The 19,294-nt window shown below is 42.1% G+C and carries 16 protein-coding genes; 8 read left to right on the top strand and 8 right to left on the bottom strand.

Annotated features, from left to right (window positions below):
- The 4 genes from AC1DRQ_RS19820 to AC1DRQ_RS19805 all read left to right on the top strand — a co-directional run.
- Positions 1-613: polyprenol monophosphomannose synthase (locus AC1DRQ_RS19820; RefSeq protein WP_477426506.1), on the top strand; the 613-nt coding region annotated here is incomplete at its 5' end.
- A gap of 180 nt (positions 614-793) precedes the next feature.
- Positions 794-1,816 carry a Holliday junction branch migration DNA helicase RuvB gene (gene ruvB / locus AC1DRQ_RS19815; RefSeq protein WP_429399275.1) on the top strand — a complete coding sequence of 341 codons (1,023 nt, stop codon included), beginning with the start codon at positions 794-796 and terminating at the stop codon, positions 1,814-1,816.
- Between the two features lie 29 nt (positions 1,817-1,845).
- Positions 1,846-3,021 carry a Gfo/Idh/MocA family protein gene (locus AC1DRQ_RS19810; protein ID WP_477426505.1) on the top strand — a complete coding sequence of 392 codons (1,176 nt, stop codon included), beginning with the start codon at positions 1,846-1,848 and terminating at the stop codon, positions 3,019-3,021.
- Positions 3,022-3,119: 98 nt separating this feature from the next.
- Positions 3,120-4,013, top strand: coding sequence for a polysaccharide deacetylase family protein (locus tag AC1DRQ_RS19805; protein ID WP_477426504.1), 894 nt, complete (start codon positions 3,120-3,122; stop codon positions 4,011-4,013).
- Positions 4,014-4,146: 133 nt separating this feature from the next.
- On the opposite strand, the gene AC1DRQ_RS19800 is transcribed toward AC1DRQ_RS19805, so the two are convergent.
- Both AC1DRQ_RS19800 and AC1DRQ_RS19795 read right to left on the bottom strand, forming a co-directional pair.
- On the bottom strand, positions 4,147-4,338 hold the full coding sequence (locus AC1DRQ_RS19800) for a hypothetical protein (protein ID WP_477426503.1): 192 nt from the start codon (positions 4,336-4,338) through the stop codon (positions 4,147-4,149).
- Between the two features lie 14 nt (positions 4,339-4,352).
- Entirely contained in the window at positions 4,353-4,718 is a 366-nt protein-coding gene (locus tag AC1DRQ_RS19795; protein WP_429399271.1) for a SpoIIAA family protein, read from the bottom strand.
- A gap of 149 nt (positions 4,719-4,867) precedes the next feature.
- Here AC1DRQ_RS19795 and queG point away from each other — a divergent pair, with 149 nt between their 5' ends.
- Positions 4,868-5,803, top strand: coding sequence for a tRNA epoxyqueuosine(34) reductase QueG (queG, locus tag AC1DRQ_RS19790; RefSeq protein WP_477426502.1), 936 nt, complete (start codon positions 4,868-4,870; stop codon positions 5,801-5,803).
- A gap of 75 nt (positions 5,804-5,878) precedes the next feature.
- On the opposite strand, the gene AC1DRQ_RS19785 is transcribed toward queG, so the two are convergent.
- On the bottom strand, positions 5,879-6,907 hold the full coding sequence (locus AC1DRQ_RS19785; RefSeq protein WP_477426501.1) for an exonuclease domain-containing protein: 1,029 nt from the start codon (positions 6,905-6,907) through the stop codon (positions 5,879-5,881).
- A gap of 135 nt (positions 6,908-7,042) precedes the next feature.
- Between AC1DRQ_RS19785 and AC1DRQ_RS19780 the strand changes: the two genes are divergently transcribed.
- Together AC1DRQ_RS19780 and AC1DRQ_RS19775 are read left to right on the top strand one after the other, a co-directional pair.
- On the top strand, positions 7,043-9,016 hold the full coding sequence (locus tag AC1DRQ_RS19780) for a transglutaminase family protein (protein WP_477426500.1): 1,974 nt from the start codon (positions 7,043-7,045) through the stop codon (positions 9,014-9,016).
- Positions 9,016-10,926 (top strand): DUF3857 domain-containing protein, encoded by a 1,911-nt coding sequence (locus AC1DRQ_RS19775; protein ID WP_477426499.1) that lies wholly within the window; start codon positions 9,016-9,018, stop codon positions 10,924-10,926. The genes AC1DRQ_RS19780 and AC1DRQ_RS19775 overlap by 1 nt, the downstream gene beginning before the upstream one ends.
- Here the strand turns inward: AC1DRQ_RS19775 and AC1DRQ_RS19770 are convergent.
- The 5 genes from AC1DRQ_RS19770 to pyrF form a co-directional block, all read right to left on the bottom strand.
- Entirely contained in the window at positions 10,913-11,041 is a 129-nt protein-coding gene (locus AC1DRQ_RS19770) for a hypothetical protein (protein WP_477426498.1), read from the bottom strand. The two genes, AC1DRQ_RS19775 and AC1DRQ_RS19770, sit on opposite strands and share 14 nt — an antisense overlap.
- A 61-nt stretch (positions 11,042-11,102) precedes the next feature.
- The gene (locus AC1DRQ_RS19765) at positions 11,103-11,678 is read right to left on the bottom strand and encodes a C40 family peptidase (RefSeq protein WP_477426497.1); all 576 of its coding nucleotides are present in this window, start codon (positions 11,676-11,678) and stop codon (positions 11,103-11,105) included.
- Positions 11,679-11,894: 216 nt separating this feature from the next.
- Positions 11,895-13,883, bottom strand: a complete 1,989-nt coding sequence (locus AC1DRQ_RS19760) for a prolyl oligopeptidase family serine peptidase (protein ID WP_477426496.1) — start codon at positions 13,881-13,883, stop codon at positions 11,895-11,897.
- A gap of 40 nt (positions 13,884-13,923) precedes the next feature.
- Positions 13,924-15,897, bottom strand: a complete 1,974-nt coding sequence (locus tag AC1DRQ_RS19755) for a prolyl oligopeptidase family serine peptidase (RefSeq protein ID WP_477426495.1) — start codon at positions 15,895-15,897, stop codon at positions 13,924-13,926.
- Between the two features lie 486 nt (positions 15,898-16,383).
- On the bottom strand, positions 16,384-17,214 hold the full coding sequence (gene pyrF / locus AC1DRQ_RS19750; RefSeq protein ID WP_477426507.1) for an orotidine-5'-phosphate decarboxylase: 831 nt from the start codon (positions 17,212-17,214) through the stop codon (positions 16,384-16,386).
- A gap of 350 nt (positions 17,215-17,564) precedes the next feature.
- On the opposite strand from pyrF, the gene rho reads away from it, so the two are divergent.
- A complete protein-coding gene (rho, locus tag AC1DRQ_RS19745; RefSeq protein ID WP_477426494.1) occupies positions 17,565-19,193 on the top strand; it encodes a transcription termination factor Rho in 1,629 nt (542 codons plus the stop codon).
- The last annotated feature ends 101 nt before the right edge of the window (positions 19,194-19,294 follow it).

Below are 19,294 nucleotides of genomic sequence, written 5' to 3'. Positions count from 1 at the left end.
GCCCGATGGTACACAGATCATTGTAAAAAATTTAATGAACGTGTATCCCGAGCGATTGTTTATCCAGGAGCGCGCCGGGAAACAAGGACTTGGAACGGCCTACATTCACGGTTTTAAATGGGCCATTGAACGCCATTACGATTATATTTTTGAAATGGATGCCGATTTCTCGCATAACCCCGAAGATTTGCTTAAGCTAAGGCAAGCCTGTATTGACGGTGCAGACGCGGCCATTGGTTCGCGCTATATTAATGGTGTAAACGTAGTTAACTGGCCCATGAGCCGGGTACTGATGAGTTATTTTGCATCGGTATATGTACGGTTTATAACGGGTATTGATGTCAGGGACTCGACCGCGGGTTTTATGTGTTACAAACGCAAAGTGCTTGAAACCATAAGGCTAAATAAAATAAAGTTTGTGGGCTATGCTTTCCAGATAGAAATGAAGTACACCAGCATTAAACATGGATTTAAGCTGGTAGAAGTTCCCATTATATTTACAGATCGCACCGCGGGCACCTCCAAAATGTCGACAGGTATATTTAAAGAAGCATTTTTTGGGGTGATACAAATGAAGATCAATAGTATTTTCAGGAAATATCCTGAAGGATGATCTTGATTTCGGATTTGGAATTTTCGATTTCGGATTTATTTTGATGGAGACATTCGACCTTTTATTTTGACTCTTTATCTATTCAATTATACAATAGATGTGTAACAATACAGATAAAAAATCCCTAATTCCGAAATCGAAAATCCCAAATCCGAAATAAAAAAACTAATTTCGTTGGTAATGAATGAGCATCTTGATCCCGGAGCAGAACGTCTTAGTAATACCGAACGTGATATTGAAAAGGTTCTGCGTCCGCAGCAATTTGAAGATTTTACCGGTCAGCATAAAATATTAGCTAATTTAAAAATATTTGTACAGGCTGCCCGCCAGCGTGGCGAAGCGCTTGACCACGTATTGTTACATGGCCCTCCGGGCCTGGGTAAAACCACACTTTCATACATCATAGCCAACGAAATGAACGTGGGCATCAAGATCACCTCAGGTCCGGTACTGGATAAACCAGGCGATCTTGCAGGTCTGCTTACCAACCTGGAAACCGGCGATATTTTATTTATTGACGAAATACACCGCCTTAGTCCGCTGGTTGAGGAATACCTGTACTCGGCAATGGAAGATTTTAAGATAGATATTATGCTGGAGAGCGGCCCAAATGCCCGTTCGGTACAAATATCGCTTAACCCTTTTACGCTGGTTGGCGCAACTACACGTTCAGGATTGCTTACCGCACCTTTAAGGGCCAGGTTTGGTATCAATTCGCGGTTGGAGTATTATGATGCCAAGCTGCTTACTACCATTGTACTACGCTCGGCCTCTATCCTCAAAACACCTATTACCGATGAAGGAGCCTTTGAAATTGCCCGTCGCAGCCGTGGCACACCACGTATTGCCAATGCCCTGCTACGCCGTACTCGTGATTTTGCCCAGATCAAAGGCGATGGCAATATCGATACCGCAATAGCAAAATACGCGTTAAACGCCCTGAATGTGGATGAGCATGGCCTGGATGAAATGGATAATAAAATATTGCTTACCATTATTGATAAATTTAAAGGCGGTCCGGTTGGTTTAAAAACCATTGCAACTGCTGTAGGCGAAGACGAAGGTACTATTGAGGAAGTGTACGAGCCCTTTTTAATACAGGAAGGCTTTTTAATGCGCACCGCCCGCGGCCGCGAGGCTACCGAGAGCGCTTACAAACATTTAGGGAAGATAAAACTCGGCGGTAACCCATCGTTATTTTAACAAAACCAACATATATTACCATACCAAGCATGAAAACAAATCTAAAACAAAGCTTTAAGCGTTATTGCAAAATCCTTTTAGCTTTCGCGTTATTTACCGGATTGGGTGCAGTAAATGCTGCCGCTCAAACAACCCCGGCCGATACATCGGCAAAAGCAAAAGCAGACTCGCTTGCTGCCCGCAGAATAGCAACCGGAACCAAGGTGGGTATTGCCGGTTTAAATCATGACCATATACACCTTATTTTAAACGAGTACCGCCACGGTAACGTAAACATAATAGGCATTGCCGAACCTGACAAAAAGCTATGGCAAAAGTTTGGCAAACTATATAACCTGCCCGATTCACTTTTTTTTGAGGATCTGAAAACCATGTGCCTAAAACGTAAACCGACCATTGTATTGGGTTATAACGCCGTTGGTAAACATATTGATGTTGTTGAAACCTGTGCACCTTTAGGCATATCGGTAATGGTCGAAAAACCATTGGCAGCAACGCTTGATCAGGCTAAAAGAATGGAGTTCCTGGCGCTTAAATACTATATTAACCTGCTTACTAATTACGAAACTACCTGGTACTCATCTGTTCAGAGCGCTTATAATACGGTACGTACCGATAGTATTGGCGTGATCCGTAAAATGGTTTTCCATGACGGCCACCAGGGACCGCGCGAAATTGGCTGCAGCGAGGATTTTTTAAGCTGGCTAACTGATCCGGAATTGAATGGCGCAGGTGCTTTGAATGATTTTGGCTGCTACGGCGCCGACATGATGACTTGGCTGATGCAGGGACAAAGACCAATTGCGGTAACTGCCGTTGCCAGGCATTATAAGCCATCAATATATCCAAAGGTTGAGGATGATGCCACCATCATTGTAGAGTATCCCAATGCCACCGGAATGATTGAGGCTTCATGGAACTGGCCATTCAGTATAAAGGATATGGAGATTTTTGGAGCAAAAGGATATATACACACCTTTGATAGTGATAGCCTGCAGATAAGAGTGAACAATACCACAAGGGAATTTAAAGCTCCTCCACTGGTATCGCCAGCCAATGCTCCGGTACCCTATTTTACTGCTGCTCTTAAAAATCCCATCAAATCGCGTAATGACCGTTCGTCATTAAAATACAACATGATCGTGATGCAAATACTGGATGCTGCTAAAAGATCAATCAAGGAGGGTAAAAGAATAGTTTTGTAATGTTGTGTTGATAATTTATTTATATAAATTATGTTCCCTGCATATATATTGTATTAATTTCGCCGTTGTTGAAATAATTAAAAAATTGTCATTTTACTATGCTTAAAAAAGCTTTTGTGTGGTTAACCGTTTGCGCATTGGGCGCAACATCATGCCAGTCTAAACCTACCGATAAAACAGCCGGTGCCGCTACAGCAAGTGCCGAAGTACCTGCCACGGCAGCAAGTGGCAAGCCTGCAGATAACGCAGCCATTATGGCCCGTAAACAAGTACCGGTGGTTTGCTATCACCAAATACGCGACTGGAAACCAACCGACTCAAAAGGTGCCAAGGATTATATTGTGCAGATTGCTGCTTTTAAAGAACATATTAAAATGCTTGCCGACAGTGGTTACCATACCATTCTGCCCGATCAGTTATATGCTTACCTTACTACAGGTACACCCTTGCCTAAAAAACCCATCATGCTCACGTTTGATGATACCGATCTTGACCAGTTCACTATCGCTAACCCTACGTTGAAAAAATATGGTTTTAAAGCAGTTTATTTCGTGATGACGGTATCGTTGGGCCGTCCGCATTATATGACGGCCGATATGGTTAAAAAGCTATCAGACGAGGGCAATGTAATTGGGAGCCATACGTGGGACCACCACCGGGTTGACAAATACTCGCATAACTCCGAACTTAAGATCATAGGAAAAAATGGCAAAATAACCACCAGACCAGTTGATGATTGGGTTACCCAGATAGACAAGCCAACCAAAAAACTGGAAGAAATTACCGGTAAAAAGATAGATTATTTTGCCTACCCTTTTGGTATCTGGAAAAAACCAGTTTTACCTGAGTTTCAAAAAAAGGGTTTCAAAATAGCCTTCCAACTGGCTGATAAACGCGACCCGGATTATCCGCTGATGACTGTAAGAAGAATATTAGACAGTGGCTATTGGAGCACAAAAACATTTGGTAACAGTGTAAAAAACAGCTTTTAGTCTATTGCCTTCCTGAGGGAAACTTTTGACTATCTATATACAAGAAGGCCTTTCTTTTTAATAAAAGAAAGGCCTTCTTGTATTTGTTCATATAATGCATAGTCCAAAACTGCCCCTTTTTGGGGCTTTAGGGTTACAGGTCTTCACCGGCAGGTCCCTGCCCGGTGTTTGATGTTGCCTGTTGTTTTTGTTCATCTTCGCCTGGCTTTAATTTGGCCTGTTTGGCCAGCAAGGTATCTTCTCCTGTATTTTCCCCTATCTCATCATTATGAAGATCAGAATCATCATTGTTGATCACTGTCTTCTTTTTTCCCATGGTTTCCATGATGTATGTGTTAATTATTTCTCTGCTATCCATTTTACAGCCTCGCCCAGCTCATCTAAGGGGTAACCTTTATACTTACCAGGAAGAATATACTTGAAGAGGTGACTAAATTCTTTTAATCCTTTCTCATCGGTTACTATAGCCAGTTTATGCCATTTCAAAAAGTATTTTAAACCAAGCTCTATATTTCCACACCATGCCCCCGCCGTAAAATTTTGTATTTTAGTTTCCAAAACCAATATGAAATTGATCCGGCCATTCTGTTTTACCTGATTATCAAGCAGGGGCAGCAACGCTTTCTTATAATCTATATTAGTTACCTTACCAACCGCGTGCATACCCAACACATGCGGAGGCAGATAATTCATGTGCTCAAGCATGATATATATTTTTAAGAACAGGCGCAAAAACTACACCATTAATCACAGCAAGGCCCTTTTATTTAAAAATTGTTATTTATACACTTGATCTCCAACATAAACCAACCCCATTTTATGAATTTTATTTTATAGTATCTTTGCACTAAATCATGCAAAACAGGACAACATATAGCCAGTTGATTAAAAACGAAGCCCAAAAGCTTGGTTTTTTGTTTTGCGGAATTTCAAAAGCCGAATTTTTAGAGGAAGAAGCCCCCCGCCTGGAAGCCTGGCTCCATAAAAACATGCATGGCGAAATGCAGTACATGGAAAACCATTTTGACAAACGCCTTGACCCGCGACTGCTGGTTGATGGGGCAAAATCGGTTATTTCATTAGGTATTAATTATTATACGGATAACCGGCAAGATGATCCCACTGCACCCAAAATATCAAAATATGCATATGGTATGGATTACCATACCGTTATAAAAGATAAATTAAGACAGCTTTTACAGATCATTAATGAAAAAATAGGCGAAGTTGGCGGCCGGGTATTTGTTGATTCGGCGCCGGTTTTGGATAAGGCCTGGGCCAGAAAAGCAGGCATGGGCTGGATAGGTAAAAACTCCAATCTACTAAATAAAAAAGCCGGTTCATTCTTTTTTTTGGCCGAGCTGATCATTGACCTGGAACTGGAGTATGATATAGCCCCCACAGCCGATCATTGCGGCACCTGCACTAATTGTATTGACGCCTGCCCTACCGATGCCATTGTTGGCCCCTATGTGGTGGATGGCAGCCGCTGCATATCATACCTTACCATTGAACTCAAGAACGAGRTACCGCAGGAGTTTAAAGGAAAAATGGACAACTGGATGTTTGGCTGTGATATTTGCCAGGATGTATGCCCCTGGAACCGTTTTTCGGTATTAAATACGGAGCCGGCCTTTAGCCCCCACCCTGAACTGCTTGGCCTTAAAGCTAATGACTGGCAGGAAATTACCCAGGATGTTTTTCAAAAGGTGTTTAAAAACTCAGCCGTAAAACGCACCAAATTTACTGGCCTCAGGCGTAATATTGAGTTTTTAAGTGATAAAAGTTAACAGCATAAAAAAAGGAATTGTATAGCTACAACTCCTTTCCTGATTCTTGTTTCTTATCTCTTGTTTCTAAAAAAACTATCCTTTCTTAAACTTCAAAGCCAACTGCTGCAGCATATCGTCATTAACGGGCTGAGCCGGTTCATCCTTCTTTTTAAAAGGCTTGGGCGGATATTGTGTTTTAGTATGGTCTTGTTTGGTAAATTCCTTTTTAGGGTAATCAGTTTTTGGCGCTTCGGGCTTTGGTGCCTGCTCTGCCGGTTTTGGCTGTGCCGCGGCTTTAGCCTGGCGCTCGGCAGTCTTTTTAGCATTCCAACGGTGATATATCTCTTCAAGCTTGCGTTTGGTATACAACGGAAAATCGCCCTGCATCATCCAGGAGTAGTAGCTTGGCTCCACGTTAAATACATCCTCAACGCGTTTGCCTTTATGTTTACCAAAATTTATCAGCTCTTCGCCCTGTTCATTATAAACCATGCGACCGGCAAAATCAACAGGTTTGCTCAGATTGGTAAACTTATGCAATGCTTCAACATCGTTAACTACAGGTATGGTGATGTTGCCTTTTTTATCTTCCCACTCCATATTCTCGTAACGGGCAACCTGGGCCAGCAAAACTTCCATAGTGGCCCGGGTATCAGCCTCGGCCGAGTGGGCATTCTCTATTTTTTTATCGCAGTAAAACTGGTAAGCGGCTTTTAAGGTACGCTGTTCCATCTGGTGAAATATATTTTGTACATCTACAAAATGACGCGCATCCAGGCTAAATGACACCCCGGCGCGCAAAAACTCCTCCATCAGCATGGGTATATCAAATTTATTGGAGTTGTAACCTGCCAGGTCACTTTCACCAATAAACTCGGCTATAGCTTGCCCTAAGGCGTTAAACTGCAGCTCATCTTTTATATGCTCATCATAAATACCATGTACCATTGATGATTCAATAGGGATAGGCATACCGGGATTAACGCGCCAGGTTTTTACTTCCTCACTGCCATCAGGATGTAACTTAATAACAGATATTTCAACTATCCGGTCGGCACCTATATTAGTGCCGGTGGTTTCAAGGTCGAAAAAAGCCAGTGGGCGTTTTAAATTTAATTTCATTTTAAAAGTATCAATAGTAGATAGTACAAAGGTCGCAAATGTCTTAAAAAGAATCAGCAGAATAAATTTTTTAATTTATTTAATATGATCATTTTATTATTAATTTAATACCATCCTAATTTATCACAATATTTCATGAAAAAACTATTGTTTATTATTTTAATATCTATTGGTACTCAAAACCTTGTAATTGCGCAGGACTTTAAAGAAGGCTATGTGCAGGAAGATCTGGATATGAAGAAGTACGACAAAGATACCGCTGCCCATGCTGTATTTTTAAATGAGTTTGGCAATTCCAGGATCGATGTAACAGGCGATGACCATATCAGACTGATATATGATTACCACGCCAAAATAAAAATATTTGACAATAAAGGCTTTGCCAACGGTACTATTGAAATACCGGTTCATAATGGCGATGAAGTAGCAGAAGAGGTTACCGACATCACCGGCACCACCTATTACAAGGACGATAATGGCTTTGTGCAAAAGATGGACCTTGACCCTAAAAAAGTATTTAAGGTTAAAGATTATAAATATGGCAGCACTATAAAGTTTGCCCTGCCGGGTTTACGCAATGGCTGCGTTATTGAGTTCAGGTACAAACTTACCTCGCCTTATTGGGATAGCTTTCGCCGCTGGGAATTTCAGGGTGAAGTACCAAAGGTTTACTCGCAGTACGAGGTGCATATTCCCGGTTTTTGGACATTCAATGCATCGTTACGGGGCGGTTTAAAACTTTCTAAAACCAGTTCAGAACTGGAGCGCGAATGCTTTACATCGCATGGCTCAAAAAGCGATTGCTCACATATTGTTTATGCCATGAAGGATATACCGGCGTTTGTGGAAGAGGATTATATGACCTCGCCCAAGAACTTTTTATCGGCCATATATTTTGAGCTTGTGGAATGGACAAACCCATATACCTCTGTTAAAACCGTAGTAAGCAAGGAGTGGAAAGATATTGACCGGCAATTAAAAATAGCTGATGAATTTGGCTCCCAGTTAAAGCGGAAAGACCTGATGAAGGAACGCACAGCATCGGTAATAGCCGGTAAAACTGATGAACTGGACAAAGCCAAAGCTATTTACGCCTATCTGCAAAAATGGTATAAATGGAATGATTATATAGGCATATATAGTTCAGATGGCATTAAAAAAGCGATGGATGCCCATACCGGGAGCATTGGCGATATTAACCTTACCCTGGTTACCGCGTTAAATGCAGTCGGCATAAGCACCGAAGCAGTGGTGTTATCAACCCGCGATCATGGAATGGTGAACACCCTTTACCCCGTGTTGAGTGATTTTAATTATGTAATAGCCAAAGCCAATATTGCCGGCAAAACCTATCTGCTTGATGCTACGGATCCGCTGTTATCATTTGGTTTGCTGCCGCTCAAATGCCTTAATGATAAGGGCCGGGTAATAAGTCTTGATAAACCATCATACTGGATTGAGTTAAATTCACTGCAAAAAACCAGTAATATCAGTTCGCTTGACCTCACGCTGCTCGATAACGGAAAAATAAAAGGCACTATCAGTAATTTTTATACCGGCTATGATGCTTACCTAAAACGCAAAGCCATTAAAAAATTCAACTCGGTTGATGAGTATGTGGAAGATCTGGATGGAAAATTACCCAAATTGAAGATCCTGAAATCAGATATTAGCAACCTGGATAGCCTTAATCAGCCCCTGGGCGAAGTATTTGAAGTAGAAATTGATGCTTTTGACAACATGAACCATAATCACCTGGTATTTAATCCGTTTTTATGGGAAAAAAGGACCAGCAATCCATTTAAACTGGCCGAGCGTGATTATCCTGTTGACTGGGGCATGGCATCAGACACCCGGTTGGTTCTTAACATGCACCTGCCCGCGCAATATACCATTGAAACCCCGCCACAGGTGGTGGCATTTTCCATGCCCAACAACGGCGGTATGTTTGCTACCAGTTTTGATAGCCAGGGCGATGCATTTACCTTCTCAAACATAACCAGGTTCACCAAAGCTATTTATAACCCCGAGGAATACCCCTACCTTAAAGAATTATATAACAAGATCATTCTGACAGAAAAAACCGATATGGTTTTCAAGAAAAAATAATGAGAGCATTTTTAGTACTATTTTCTATACTGATCATCAGCGTAAATGCAAGCGCGCAAGACAATTATGATGTGTCCCTCATATCTAAAGATCTGCTGCCTTATGCAAGCGCTGTGGTGCGCAATAAAGAAGTAAGCGTGGAGGTAAAAGACCTGAATAACACCACTTACCGCATAAAAACAGCCATTACCATTTTAAACAAAAATGGTAATGATATTGCGCACATTGTAGTTTGGCACAATAAAAGCAATATCATAAAAAGTATTAAAGGAACAGTTTATAACCAGTTTGGAAAATTAACCGGCAAATTTTCTGAACACGATTTTGAGGATGTAAACTCCGGCAATGATTTTTCGTTATTTGAGGATTCAAAGGTAAAACATTATAACCCTGCGGTAACTGATTATCCTTATACCATTGCCTACGAATATGAAGTAAAATCAAAGCAATCCCTCAATTTTGATGACTGGGAACCTAATTCAACCACAGGATTGGCAGTTGAAAAAAGCTCTTATACTTTTAGCTGTAAGCCCGATTTTAATATCAGGTACAAGGAGTTCAACATTCCGGGTAAGGTAATTATAGGTACCGATAAACAGGGCCTTAAAACCTATACCTGGCAGGTAAGTAATTTAAAGGCCGTTAGGGACGAGCCTTACAGCCCCAATCATGATAAATATTTGACCAGGGTTAAAATTGCGCCCGAGAAATTTAGCTATGAAGGTATAACCGGCTCATTCACCAATTGGAAAGAGCTGGGCAAGTGGGAGTATGATAAACTGCTGGCCAGCCGTTTAAAGGTATCAGACGTTACCGCATCCCATATGAAGGAGCTCACCGCGGGCATTACTGATCCTAAACTGAAGGCCAAAAAGATATATGAATATATGCAGGGTAAAACCCATTATATAAGTGTACAAATTGGTATTGGCGGATACCAGCCATTTTTAGCTGCTGATGTTGACCAGCAAAACTATGGCGACTGCAAAGCTTTGGTAAACTATACACAGGCCCTTTTAAAAACCGTCAATATTGATTCATATTATTGTGTTGTGCAGGCAGGCAGCCGTAAGGTGAGCATGCTCAGCGATTTTGCAAGCATGGATCAGGGTAACCACATTATTTTGTGTCTCCCCTTTAAAAACGACACCACTTTTTTGGAATGTACCAGCCAGAAAATGCCTTTCGGTTTTTTAAGTGACTTTACCGACGACCGTACCGTACTGGCTTGTACCCCCGAAGGCGGTAAGCTAATACATACACCTAAATATACAGCTCAAAACAATCTGCAGCAGCGTAAAGCCACTTTTGTTATAAACGCCGACGGCGAATTATCCGGCGATATGCTGACCTCCTTCAAAGGAACACAATATGACACCCGCGAAGGCATTATTGAAGAAGCGCCTAAGGAACAAATAAAGAGCCTGAAAAAAGAATACGTTATAAATAACCTGGATATTGAAAAAGCAGAATTTAAACAGGATAAAAGCCTGCAACCCATAACCACCGAGCATGTAAAACTTTATGCCCGTGATTATGGCTCAGTAAACGAGGGCAAACTTTATTTTCTGACGAATGCTACCAACAGGATGACCAATGTACCGCGTGAGATAAGGAACCGGCATAACGATGTGTATATTAACAGGGGCTATACTGATGAAGACGAGATCAGTTATACCCTGCCCGCAGGTTATCATATAGACTTAAAACCAACTGATGTGTCGATTGATAAACCTTTCGGGAAATTTCATGCTACCATCGCTATAAAAGGTAATGAACTGGTTTATAAACGCCGGCTACAAGTATTTGACGGGACCTATAATAAAGATATTTACCAGGACCTTGTTGATTTTTACCAGGCTGTTGTTGAAAGTGATGATAACAATGTTACCCTGGTTAAAGGTAACTAAATATCACGATGCCCAGTATAATACCTATCACCATAACAAGGTAAAGCAAAATTTCGTTACCGGCAAAACGCTTATATTTAGTCCAGAATGAGTATTGTTCTTTTTGATCAGACATGATGCTGCAAAATTAATTAAAATTATTTGCACTGAATATTTATGAAAAAGAAGAGATAAAATCACTTCCCGGCACTAACATCGGTAGTAGTATCCGTAACAATTGATCCGGCCCGGGAGAAGTATTTATACATGGAAGGATCCCGCAAGCGTACAATGATCACCCCCCGCCTTGAACTGGCATGAACCACATATCCATTTTGAAGATACACACCTACGTGACTGAATTGCTTACCATCAAAATCAAAGAAAACCAGATCACCCTCTTTCAGGTCCTCTTCATATTTACGCTTAATTACAGTGATCTGCTTACTCGTCATACGGGGAATGGTAATGCCATAAACCTGTTGCTCCAATAAAAAGACAAGTCCTGAACAATCCACTCCATCTTTATCTAAACCACCAAATTTATAGGGCGTACCCATCCACTGGTCAATAAAAGCATACAGGCGACCGTTTTCAATATCACTCCTGTCCACACCCATAATTTGCGAATATTTATCGGCCATTTCTATCTGGGGCTTCACTATCTCGCCCGGTTGCCCCTTCATCGCCGCTTTACGCGAATGGCACGAGGTTAACACCAGGGGCACAAAAAATAATGCGAACAGGTAAAACAGGCTGCGATGCTTAGTCATACAGTAAAATTATATTTAAACAGTAAGTATTTGATAGGGATGTTTTTAACATATTAACATAGGGGCGAATGTGCAGATATGCAGATTTCGGATGTGCAGATAAAATAAGCTCACCTCTGATTGTCATCCTGAGGAACGAAGGATCTATTCGCCACCCTGCCTATCGCATAATAGATACTTCACTGCGCTCAGCATGACAAATTAAAAACTCCCCCTTCAGGGGAATGGAGCTCCCAAATATTTCCCAAACCAGTCAATATAACGCTGTGCCCTATCAACCTGGTAGCTTGGAACCGTCAGCATATGGTACTGGCCGGGGTATAACACCAATTGAGCAGGTATTCCCTGCGATTTAAGTGCTTCATACATTTGCTCGCCCCCTCCGGTTGGCACATTAAAATCCTTTAACCCCGACATGAAAAGCGTTGGTGTTTTGATCTTATCGGCATGAAAAAACGGGTAGGAAAGTTTGATGTATTTCTCCGCGTTTTTCCAGGGAAAGCCTAACTCATTATCATATTGTACCACCCATTGGTCGCTGCCATAAATAGCCAGTTGCAATGCGCTGCCGGCCCCGCTTGCCGCCGCTTTAAAGCGTGTATCAGTAGCTATGGTATAATTGGTTAATATACCGCCGTAGCTCCAGCCGCCAATACCCAAACGGGCAGGATCGGCAATGCCCAATTTTACCAGTTCATCAACTGCGCCAAGCAAATCTTTTACCTCTTTATTACCCCAATCGGCATAAATGGCTTTGGTATATTCAATTCCGCGACCAGTACTGCCGCGATAGTTAACTGCCGCTACTGCGTAACCTGCGCTTGCCAAGACCTGTCTTGTAGCATCAAACTCAAACTCGTCCTGATCAGTTGGGCCGCCATGTATGTATAAAATAAAAGGCAGCTTTTTAGTAACAACACTATCGGGCGTATAAACGATGCCCGATACCAGCGTACCATCGTTACTGAACGATTGAAAACCTTTTACATAAGCCAGCTTAACTGTGCTCAACCATTTATCCTGATGAAAAGTAAGCCTGCGTATTTTGCCATTTTCAATAGCCACCAGCTCATGGGGCAGGTGCGGATTGGTCATTTTAGCTATCCAGTTACCCGGCGAATGAGCTATAAGGTTTTCAAAACTGCACTGTGTACCTTTATTAATCACCGTAGCTTTGCGCAACAGCAAATTGTACTGTGCTATATAACGGATCCGGTCGTTACTTACCAGGTAAGCTATGTTCTTACTATCCTTGCTCCAGGCATGGTTGCTCACCGGCCTGTCAAGCTGCGCGGTAAGTATTTTGTTATTTTTTCCATCGGCATCTATGAGGCATAACACATCGTGCTGATAAATAAAATAATCAGCATCGCTTGTCGACCGCAGGTAGGCAATATGTTTACCATCAGGGCTCCATAGCGGCTCAATGTCATGGCCGGTAAAGGTGGTTAGTTGTTTAATTTCACCGCCGCTTTTGGCCTCTACCGTAAAAATATCTGTATTTTCATTTTTATCAGGATCAGTGGTGTGATTACTTACGTAAGCAATGGTTTTACCATCAGGGCTCCATACAGGCGATTCATCGTCCATATTGCCTTTGGTTAAGGTATCCAGCTTTTTAGTGTCCACATCATATACATACAAATGCGCGTGTAAATGCTGCAGGTAACCTTCAATATCCTGCTTAAAATGGTATCGGTCAACTTTTATAGGCGGGGGTGTTTTGGGTTGTGGTTTACCTTTATTTACGGGATCTTTTATAATAAGGGCCAGTTTTTTACTATCCGGCGACCATACATAATCCTCCAACTCGCCTTTAATATCGGTCAGTTTCTTTCCTTCCCCGCCCCTGCGATCCATTAGCCAAACCTGACCGCCGGTCTTTGAATCCTTTTCAGATAAATAAGATAGGTATTTACCATCCGGCGTCCATTTTGGTGTCGAAGCGGGATCGGTTCCCTGCGTGAGCTCTATTGATTGTTTGCCATCATAACTTTGCATCCACAGGTGCGATACCCGCTTATCCTTAGCCGAGTCGACCTCCGATAAACTATAGGCTATCCATTTCCCATCCGGCGAAAGCTGTGGATCATCAAGTGTGGGGATATGAAGAAAATCAGATGGTTTAAACGGTCTTTTAACCGTTTGCGCAGTTGCTGTTCCGCAAATGCCAACCATAATAAATAACAGTATTTTTTTATTCATAAATATCAAATTCAAAAACTCCCCTTCAGGAGCATGAGGGCTATTTCAAGTATTTATTATACCATTCCACATAGCGTTGCAACCTGTCAACCTGGTAACTTGGCTTGGAAATTCCGTGAAACTGGTTAGGATATAAGATCAGTTCGGCAGGGACACCCTGCGATTTGAGCGCCTGGTACATCTGCTCGCTCCCAATCGTAGGAACGTTAAAATCCCTCAACCCCGACATAAACAACACAGGTGTTTTTATTTTATCGGCGTGGAAAAACGGGTACGATATCTGGATCCATTTATCAGCATTTTTCCAGGGGACGCCAATTTCATTTTCGTACTGCAGTACATATTGGTCGCTGCCATATACTGAAAGTTGCAAGGCGCTGCCAGCGCCACTTGCGGCGGCTTTAAAGCGGGTATCTGATGCTATGGTATAATCAGTTAAAATACCGCCATAGCTCCAGCCACCAATACCCAAATGATCAGGATCAGCAATCCCCATTTTTTCCAGATGGTCAACCGCGCCTAACAGGTCTTTTACTTCTTTATTACCCCAATCGGCATATATGGCTTTACAATAATCCAGTCCCCTGCCGTTACTGCCCCTGTAATTTACACCCGCAACAGCATAACCGGCAGCGGCCAGCGTTTGCCTTGTGGCATCAAAGGTATATTCGTCCTGCCCTACCGGGCCCCCGTGTATGAATAATATCAATGGCCATTTTTTCCCGGGGATGCTATCAGGGGTGAACAGTATCCCTGAAACCTCAGCGCCATCAACACTCCGGGACTGAAAACCCGATACCTGCGCTAATTTCACCGTATTTAACCAGGCCTCGTGATGAAAAGTAAGGCGGCGAAGTTTATCTCCCTCTAAAGCAAACAATTCTGCGGGGGTATAAGGATCGCTTTTTAAAACAACCCAGTTACCGGAGGCATTTGTGTTCACATCAGTTATACCAAACATGCCTTTACTGATGGTTGATATTTTCCCATTGTTGATATTAATGCCAGCCAAATACTTTTGGCGGTCATCGGTTACTATAAATGATATATTTTTGTTATCCTTTGCCCAAACCTGGTCAGACACCGGTCGGTCAAGCTGCTGGGTTAAAATCCTGCTGTTTGAGCCAACGGCATCCATGATGCATAACATATTCTGATCATACATCATATAATCAGCATCGCTTGTACTGCGTAGGTATGAAATATACCGGCCGTCAAGACTCCATTGCGGGTTAGCATCGCGGCCTTTCCAGGTGGTTAGTTGCAGCATGGTAGCATTTGGCCGGGCATCAATGGTAAAAATATCTTTATTCTGGTTTTTATCCGGATCAACCGTACGGTTACTTACAAAAGCGATGGTCTTGCTATCCGGCGACCATACAGGTGAGTTTTCGTCTTTATCGCCCCTGGTTAGGGTATCCAGCTTTTTGGTATTTACGTCAACCAGGTATAAATGATCATGTAACTGTTGCAGGTAGCCTTCTATATCCTGCTTAAAATGATAGCGATCAATTACAATGGGTTTAGGTGTCTTAGGTTCCTCCTTACCTTTATTCGCAGGATCGCCTATCACCAAAACCAGCTTCTTACTATCCGGCGACCATGCATATTCGCTTAGATCACCTTTAATATCCGTTAGCTTATTTCCTTCGCCCCCTCTGCGGTCAATAAGCCAAAGTTGTGAGCCGGTTTTTGAATCGCGCGAGGAAAGGAAAGCCAGGTATTTACCATCAGGGCTCCACCTGGGCGATGAAGCTGCTTCTGATCCATGTGTTAATTCAATTGATTCTTTCCCGTCCCAGCTTTGCATCCACAGGTGTGATACCCGCCCGTCTTTAGCGGTATCTACTGTTGATACACTGTAGGCAACCCACTTACCATCGGGCGAAAGCTGCGGGTCACTTACTGAAGGGATACGATAAAAATCGATTGGCTTCAATGGCTTTTTATCCTGCTGGGCAGCTACATAACAGGAAATAGATAAGGCAATAAGGGACAGTATGGTTCTTTTCATTGTAGTATAAAAAGTATATAGGGTGGTAATTTAACAATTATGCTACATACTTTCGTAATGCAGGAATTTGTAGTTAAAAAATTACGTTGAAAAAAGCAAAAAGCTTAAGGCTGAAAGCGATAGAAATAGTTTAGATAATTTATCCACTTGCCAGCATAGTGACGAAGCGATACAATTGCCTTCTCACATTTAGATTGAGTACTCATTACAGACCCAAAGGTGTTGGGAAGATCATAATCTCCGCACGTATTCCCTCCCCACGGGAGGGGTGCGGTTGGTTTGTGCGCAAAAGCAGGGAGGGGTTTCTACGCGCGATTAAACCTGTAATACTCAATAAACCCCTACCTCCCCTTCCCCAAGGAAGGAATCGCACTATCCCCTCCTTTTTAATCTTTCCAACACCTTCAGTCTGGGACGAGCACAAGATTGATTAGCAATTGAAATCATGATAATCCCTTAATCGTAAAAATCCCGGTTCAGACAATATTATATCACCCCCRCCTTTTCCAATTCAACCTGCATTTGCTGTTGGATACTTTGCGCTTCGGCGCGGGCAGCATCGGCAAAGTCCTTGCCATTACTGGCGTAGATGATGGAACGTGATGCATTAACTATAAGGCCACAATCTTTGGTGATACCATAACGGCATACTTCTTCCAGATTACCACCCTGCGCACCTACTCCAGGCACCAGTAAAAAATTATCAGGCGCGTATTTGCGGATGTTGGTAAATTCGGTGCTTTTGGTAGCGCCAACTACATACATGATCCTATCGGCGCCGGCCCACGTATTGGCCTTTTGTATCACAGTTTCGTACAAATAGCCATCGCCGGTTTGCAGGTATTGAAAATCCTTACTGCCCACAGACGAAGTAAGCGCCAGCAGGATGATCCATTTGCCCTCATAAGCCAGGTAAGGTGTAACACTGTCCTGCCCCATATAAGGCGTAATGGTTATAGCATCAAAGCTCATACCCGATGCATTTTCATCAAAAAAGGCTTTGGCATATTTATCGGAGGTGTTGCCGATATCGCCCCTTTTGGCATCAATAATGTTTAAAGTATCGGCAGGTAAATATTTCCAGGTATTAATAAGGCTTTGCAAACCTTTTACTCCCCGTGCTTCATAAAATGCAGCATTGGGCTTATAGGATATGCAAAGATCTTTGGTGGCATCAATGATCCTTTTATTAAATTCAAGTATAGGATCAGGGTATTCTTTTAAAAATTCAGGGATCTTATCAATATCGGTGTCCAGACCAACACATAAAAAAGATTTTTTTTGTTTGATCTGTTCAATTAGCTGCGCACGTGAAATCATTAATTTTTGATATTTTAAATGTCAAAAAAACTAAAAATTTAGCTTAAGTACGGCCTTTTAGCAGATATTTATTTAATTAATTTGAAATTAAAAATTATTTGTTTACAATTGCAACGTTTTCCTTTGAATTTTTCTTGCACTAAAGAAACAATTTAAAACCCCACGTTATTTATTACTTTAATATTTACCTGGATTTGGATGTTTACTTATACAAAGTTTCAAGATCAATTTCTTTAAAATAATACTCCGTGCGTAACCACTTAACAGCTTAAAATTTGCATAGAGACTTTATTACCGTCAGAAAACAAATTACATATTAAAAATCCCTTTGAACTATAATTCATATCATGTCTGATAAAATAGAATTGAACGACAAACTCGTTTCTGAGTTGCGCGAAATTGCAAAAAATTTAGGTATTGCTGAAGCTGACGAACTCAGAAAAGCACAGCTAATAGCCCGCATAGTTGAACAACAACAGCTTATTGAAGCTGCCCGTGCCCAGCAAAACATTGTTGAGTCTAACTATACCCCTGTTACTCCTGTTGAAACAGTTGAAGCAGTTGACAAAACACGTAAAAGAACCCGTGTATTAAAACCAAAAAACCAACCCCGCGTTGAAGTGCCTTTAGATGATACAAACTTGTTTGATCTGCAGGACGAAGAAACCCCGGCCGATGAGGCTGAAAATGAAACGCCTGAGGTTGCAGCCGAAGCAAGTGAGGCTGCCCCGGTAGCACAAGCTGGCGAAACAGCTCCAAGAACTGAGGAACCATCGACAGAGACCCGCGCTCAAAAATTTGACAGGCGCACCAATGGTCAAAATCAACAAAAAAACCAGGAACCGGCTATTAACCTTGATTTTGACAACGTAATTGTAAACGAAGGCGTATTGGAAATTATGCCTGATGGTTACGGTTTTTTACGTTCGTCAGACTATAATTACCTTACCTCGCCCGATGATATTTATGTATCACAATCGCAGATAAAATTATTCGGCCTTAAAACCGGCGATACCGTTCGCGGTAGTATCCGCCCGCCAAAAGAAGGCGAAAAATATTTCCCACTGGTACGTGTGGAGGCTATTAATGGCCGTATACCTGCCGAAGTACGTGACCGTGTTCCTTTTGACCACTTAACGCCGCTTTTCCCGTCAGAAAAATTAAGCCTGTTTACAGATGCCGGTAATTATTCAACCCGTATCATGGATCTTTTTTCGCCAATTGGTAAAGGTCAGCGTGGTTTAATTGTAGCCCAGCCAAAAACAGGTAAAACCATGTTGTTAAAGGATGTGGCCAACGCCATAGCCCGCAACCACCCCGAAGTATACCTTATTATATTACTGATTGACGAGCGCCCTGAAGAGGTAACCGATATGGCCCGCAGCGTACGTGCCGAAGTAGTATCATCAACCTTTGATGAGCCTGCTGAGCGTCACGTAAAAATTGCCAACATTGTTTTAGAGAAAGCTAAACGTATGGTGGAGTGTGGTCATGATGTAGTGATCCTTTTGGATTCTATAACCCGCCTGGCACGTGCCTATAATACAGTTGCGCCGGCATCAGGCAAAATATTATCAGGTGGTGTTGATGCCAACGCATTGCACAAACCAAAACGCTTTTTTGGTGCTGCCCGTAACATTGAAGATGGTGGTTCATTAACCATTATAGCTACAGCGTTAACTGAAACCGGCTCAAAAATGGATGAGGTTATTTTTGAAGAGTTTAAAGGTACCGGTAACATGGAGTTACAGCTTGACCGTAAACTTTCAAACAAACGTATATTCCCGGCTATTGATATTACCGCGTCAAGTACCCGCCGTGATGACCTGTTGCTTGACCGTGACACATTGCAACGTATCTGGATATTGCGCAATCACTTAGCCGACATGAATTCGCAGGAATCAATGGAGTTTTTACAGGCCCAAATAAAAGGCACAAAAACTAACGAAGAATTTCTGATTTCGATGAATTCGTAATATTTTAGCATTTATGAAGTTATAGATAAGATGAGTATCGAGTAATTAGTATCAAGTATCAAGACAGTTTCCCAACCGGCGATAACTATCTTCAAAAAATC

This window comes from Mucilaginibacter sp. P4_E8 (assembly GCF_056401495.1).
This window is presented reverse-complemented; position numbering and strand designations above follow the sequence as displayed.

Excerpts from the sequence above, each read along its gene's own strand:
- ruvB (WP_429399275.1), top strand. The coding sequence starts at position 794 with ATGAATGAGCATCTTGATCCCGGAGCAGAACGTCTTAGTAATACCGAA.
- AC1DRQ_RS19810 (WP_477426505.1), top strand. The coding sequence starts at position 1,846 with ATGAAAACAAATCTAAAACAAAGCTTTAAGCGTTATTGCAAAATCCTT.
- AC1DRQ_RS19805 (WP_477426504.1), top strand. The coding sequence starts at position 3,120 with ATGCTTAAAAAAGCTTTTGTGTGGTTAACCGTTTGCGCATTGGGCGCA.
- AC1DRQ_RS19800 (WP_477426503.1), bottom strand. The coding sequence starts at position 4,338 with ATGGAAACCATGGGAAAAAAGAAGACAGTGATCAACAATGATGATTCT.
- AC1DRQ_RS19795 (WP_429399271.1), bottom strand. The coding sequence starts at position 4,718 with ATGCTTGAGCACATGAATTATCTGCCTCCGCATGTGTTGGGTATGCAC.
- AC1DRQ_RS19785 (WP_477426501.1), bottom strand. The coding sequence starts at position 6,907 with ATGAAATTAAATTTAAAACGCCCACTGGCTTTTTTCGACCTTGAAACC.
- AC1DRQ_RS19780 (WP_477426500.1), top strand. The coding sequence starts at position 7,043 with ATGAAAAAACTATTGTTTATTATTTTAATATCTATTGGTACTCAAAAC.
- AC1DRQ_RS19775 (WP_477426499.1), top strand. The coding sequence starts at position 9,016 with ATGAGAGCATTTTTAGTACTATTTTCTATACTGATCATCAGCGTAAAT.
- AC1DRQ_RS19770 (WP_477426498.1), bottom strand. The coding sequence starts at position 11,041 with ATGTCTGATCAAAAAGAACAATACTCATTCTGGACTAAATATAAGCGT.
- AC1DRQ_RS19765 (WP_477426497.1), bottom strand. The coding sequence starts at position 11,678 with ATGACTAAGCATCGCAGCCTGTTTTACCTGTTCGCATTATTTTTTGTG.
- AC1DRQ_RS19760 (WP_477426496.1), bottom strand. The coding sequence starts at position 13,883 with ATGAATAAAAAAATACTGTTATTTATTATGGTTGGCATTTGCGGAACA.
- AC1DRQ_RS19755 (WP_477426495.1), bottom strand. The coding sequence starts at position 15,897 with ATGAAAAGAACCATACTGTCCCTTATTGCCTTATCTATTTCCTGTTAT.
- rho (WP_477426494.1), top strand. The coding sequence starts at position 17,565 with ATGTCTGATAAAATAGAATTGAACGACAAACTCGTTTCTGAGTTGCGC.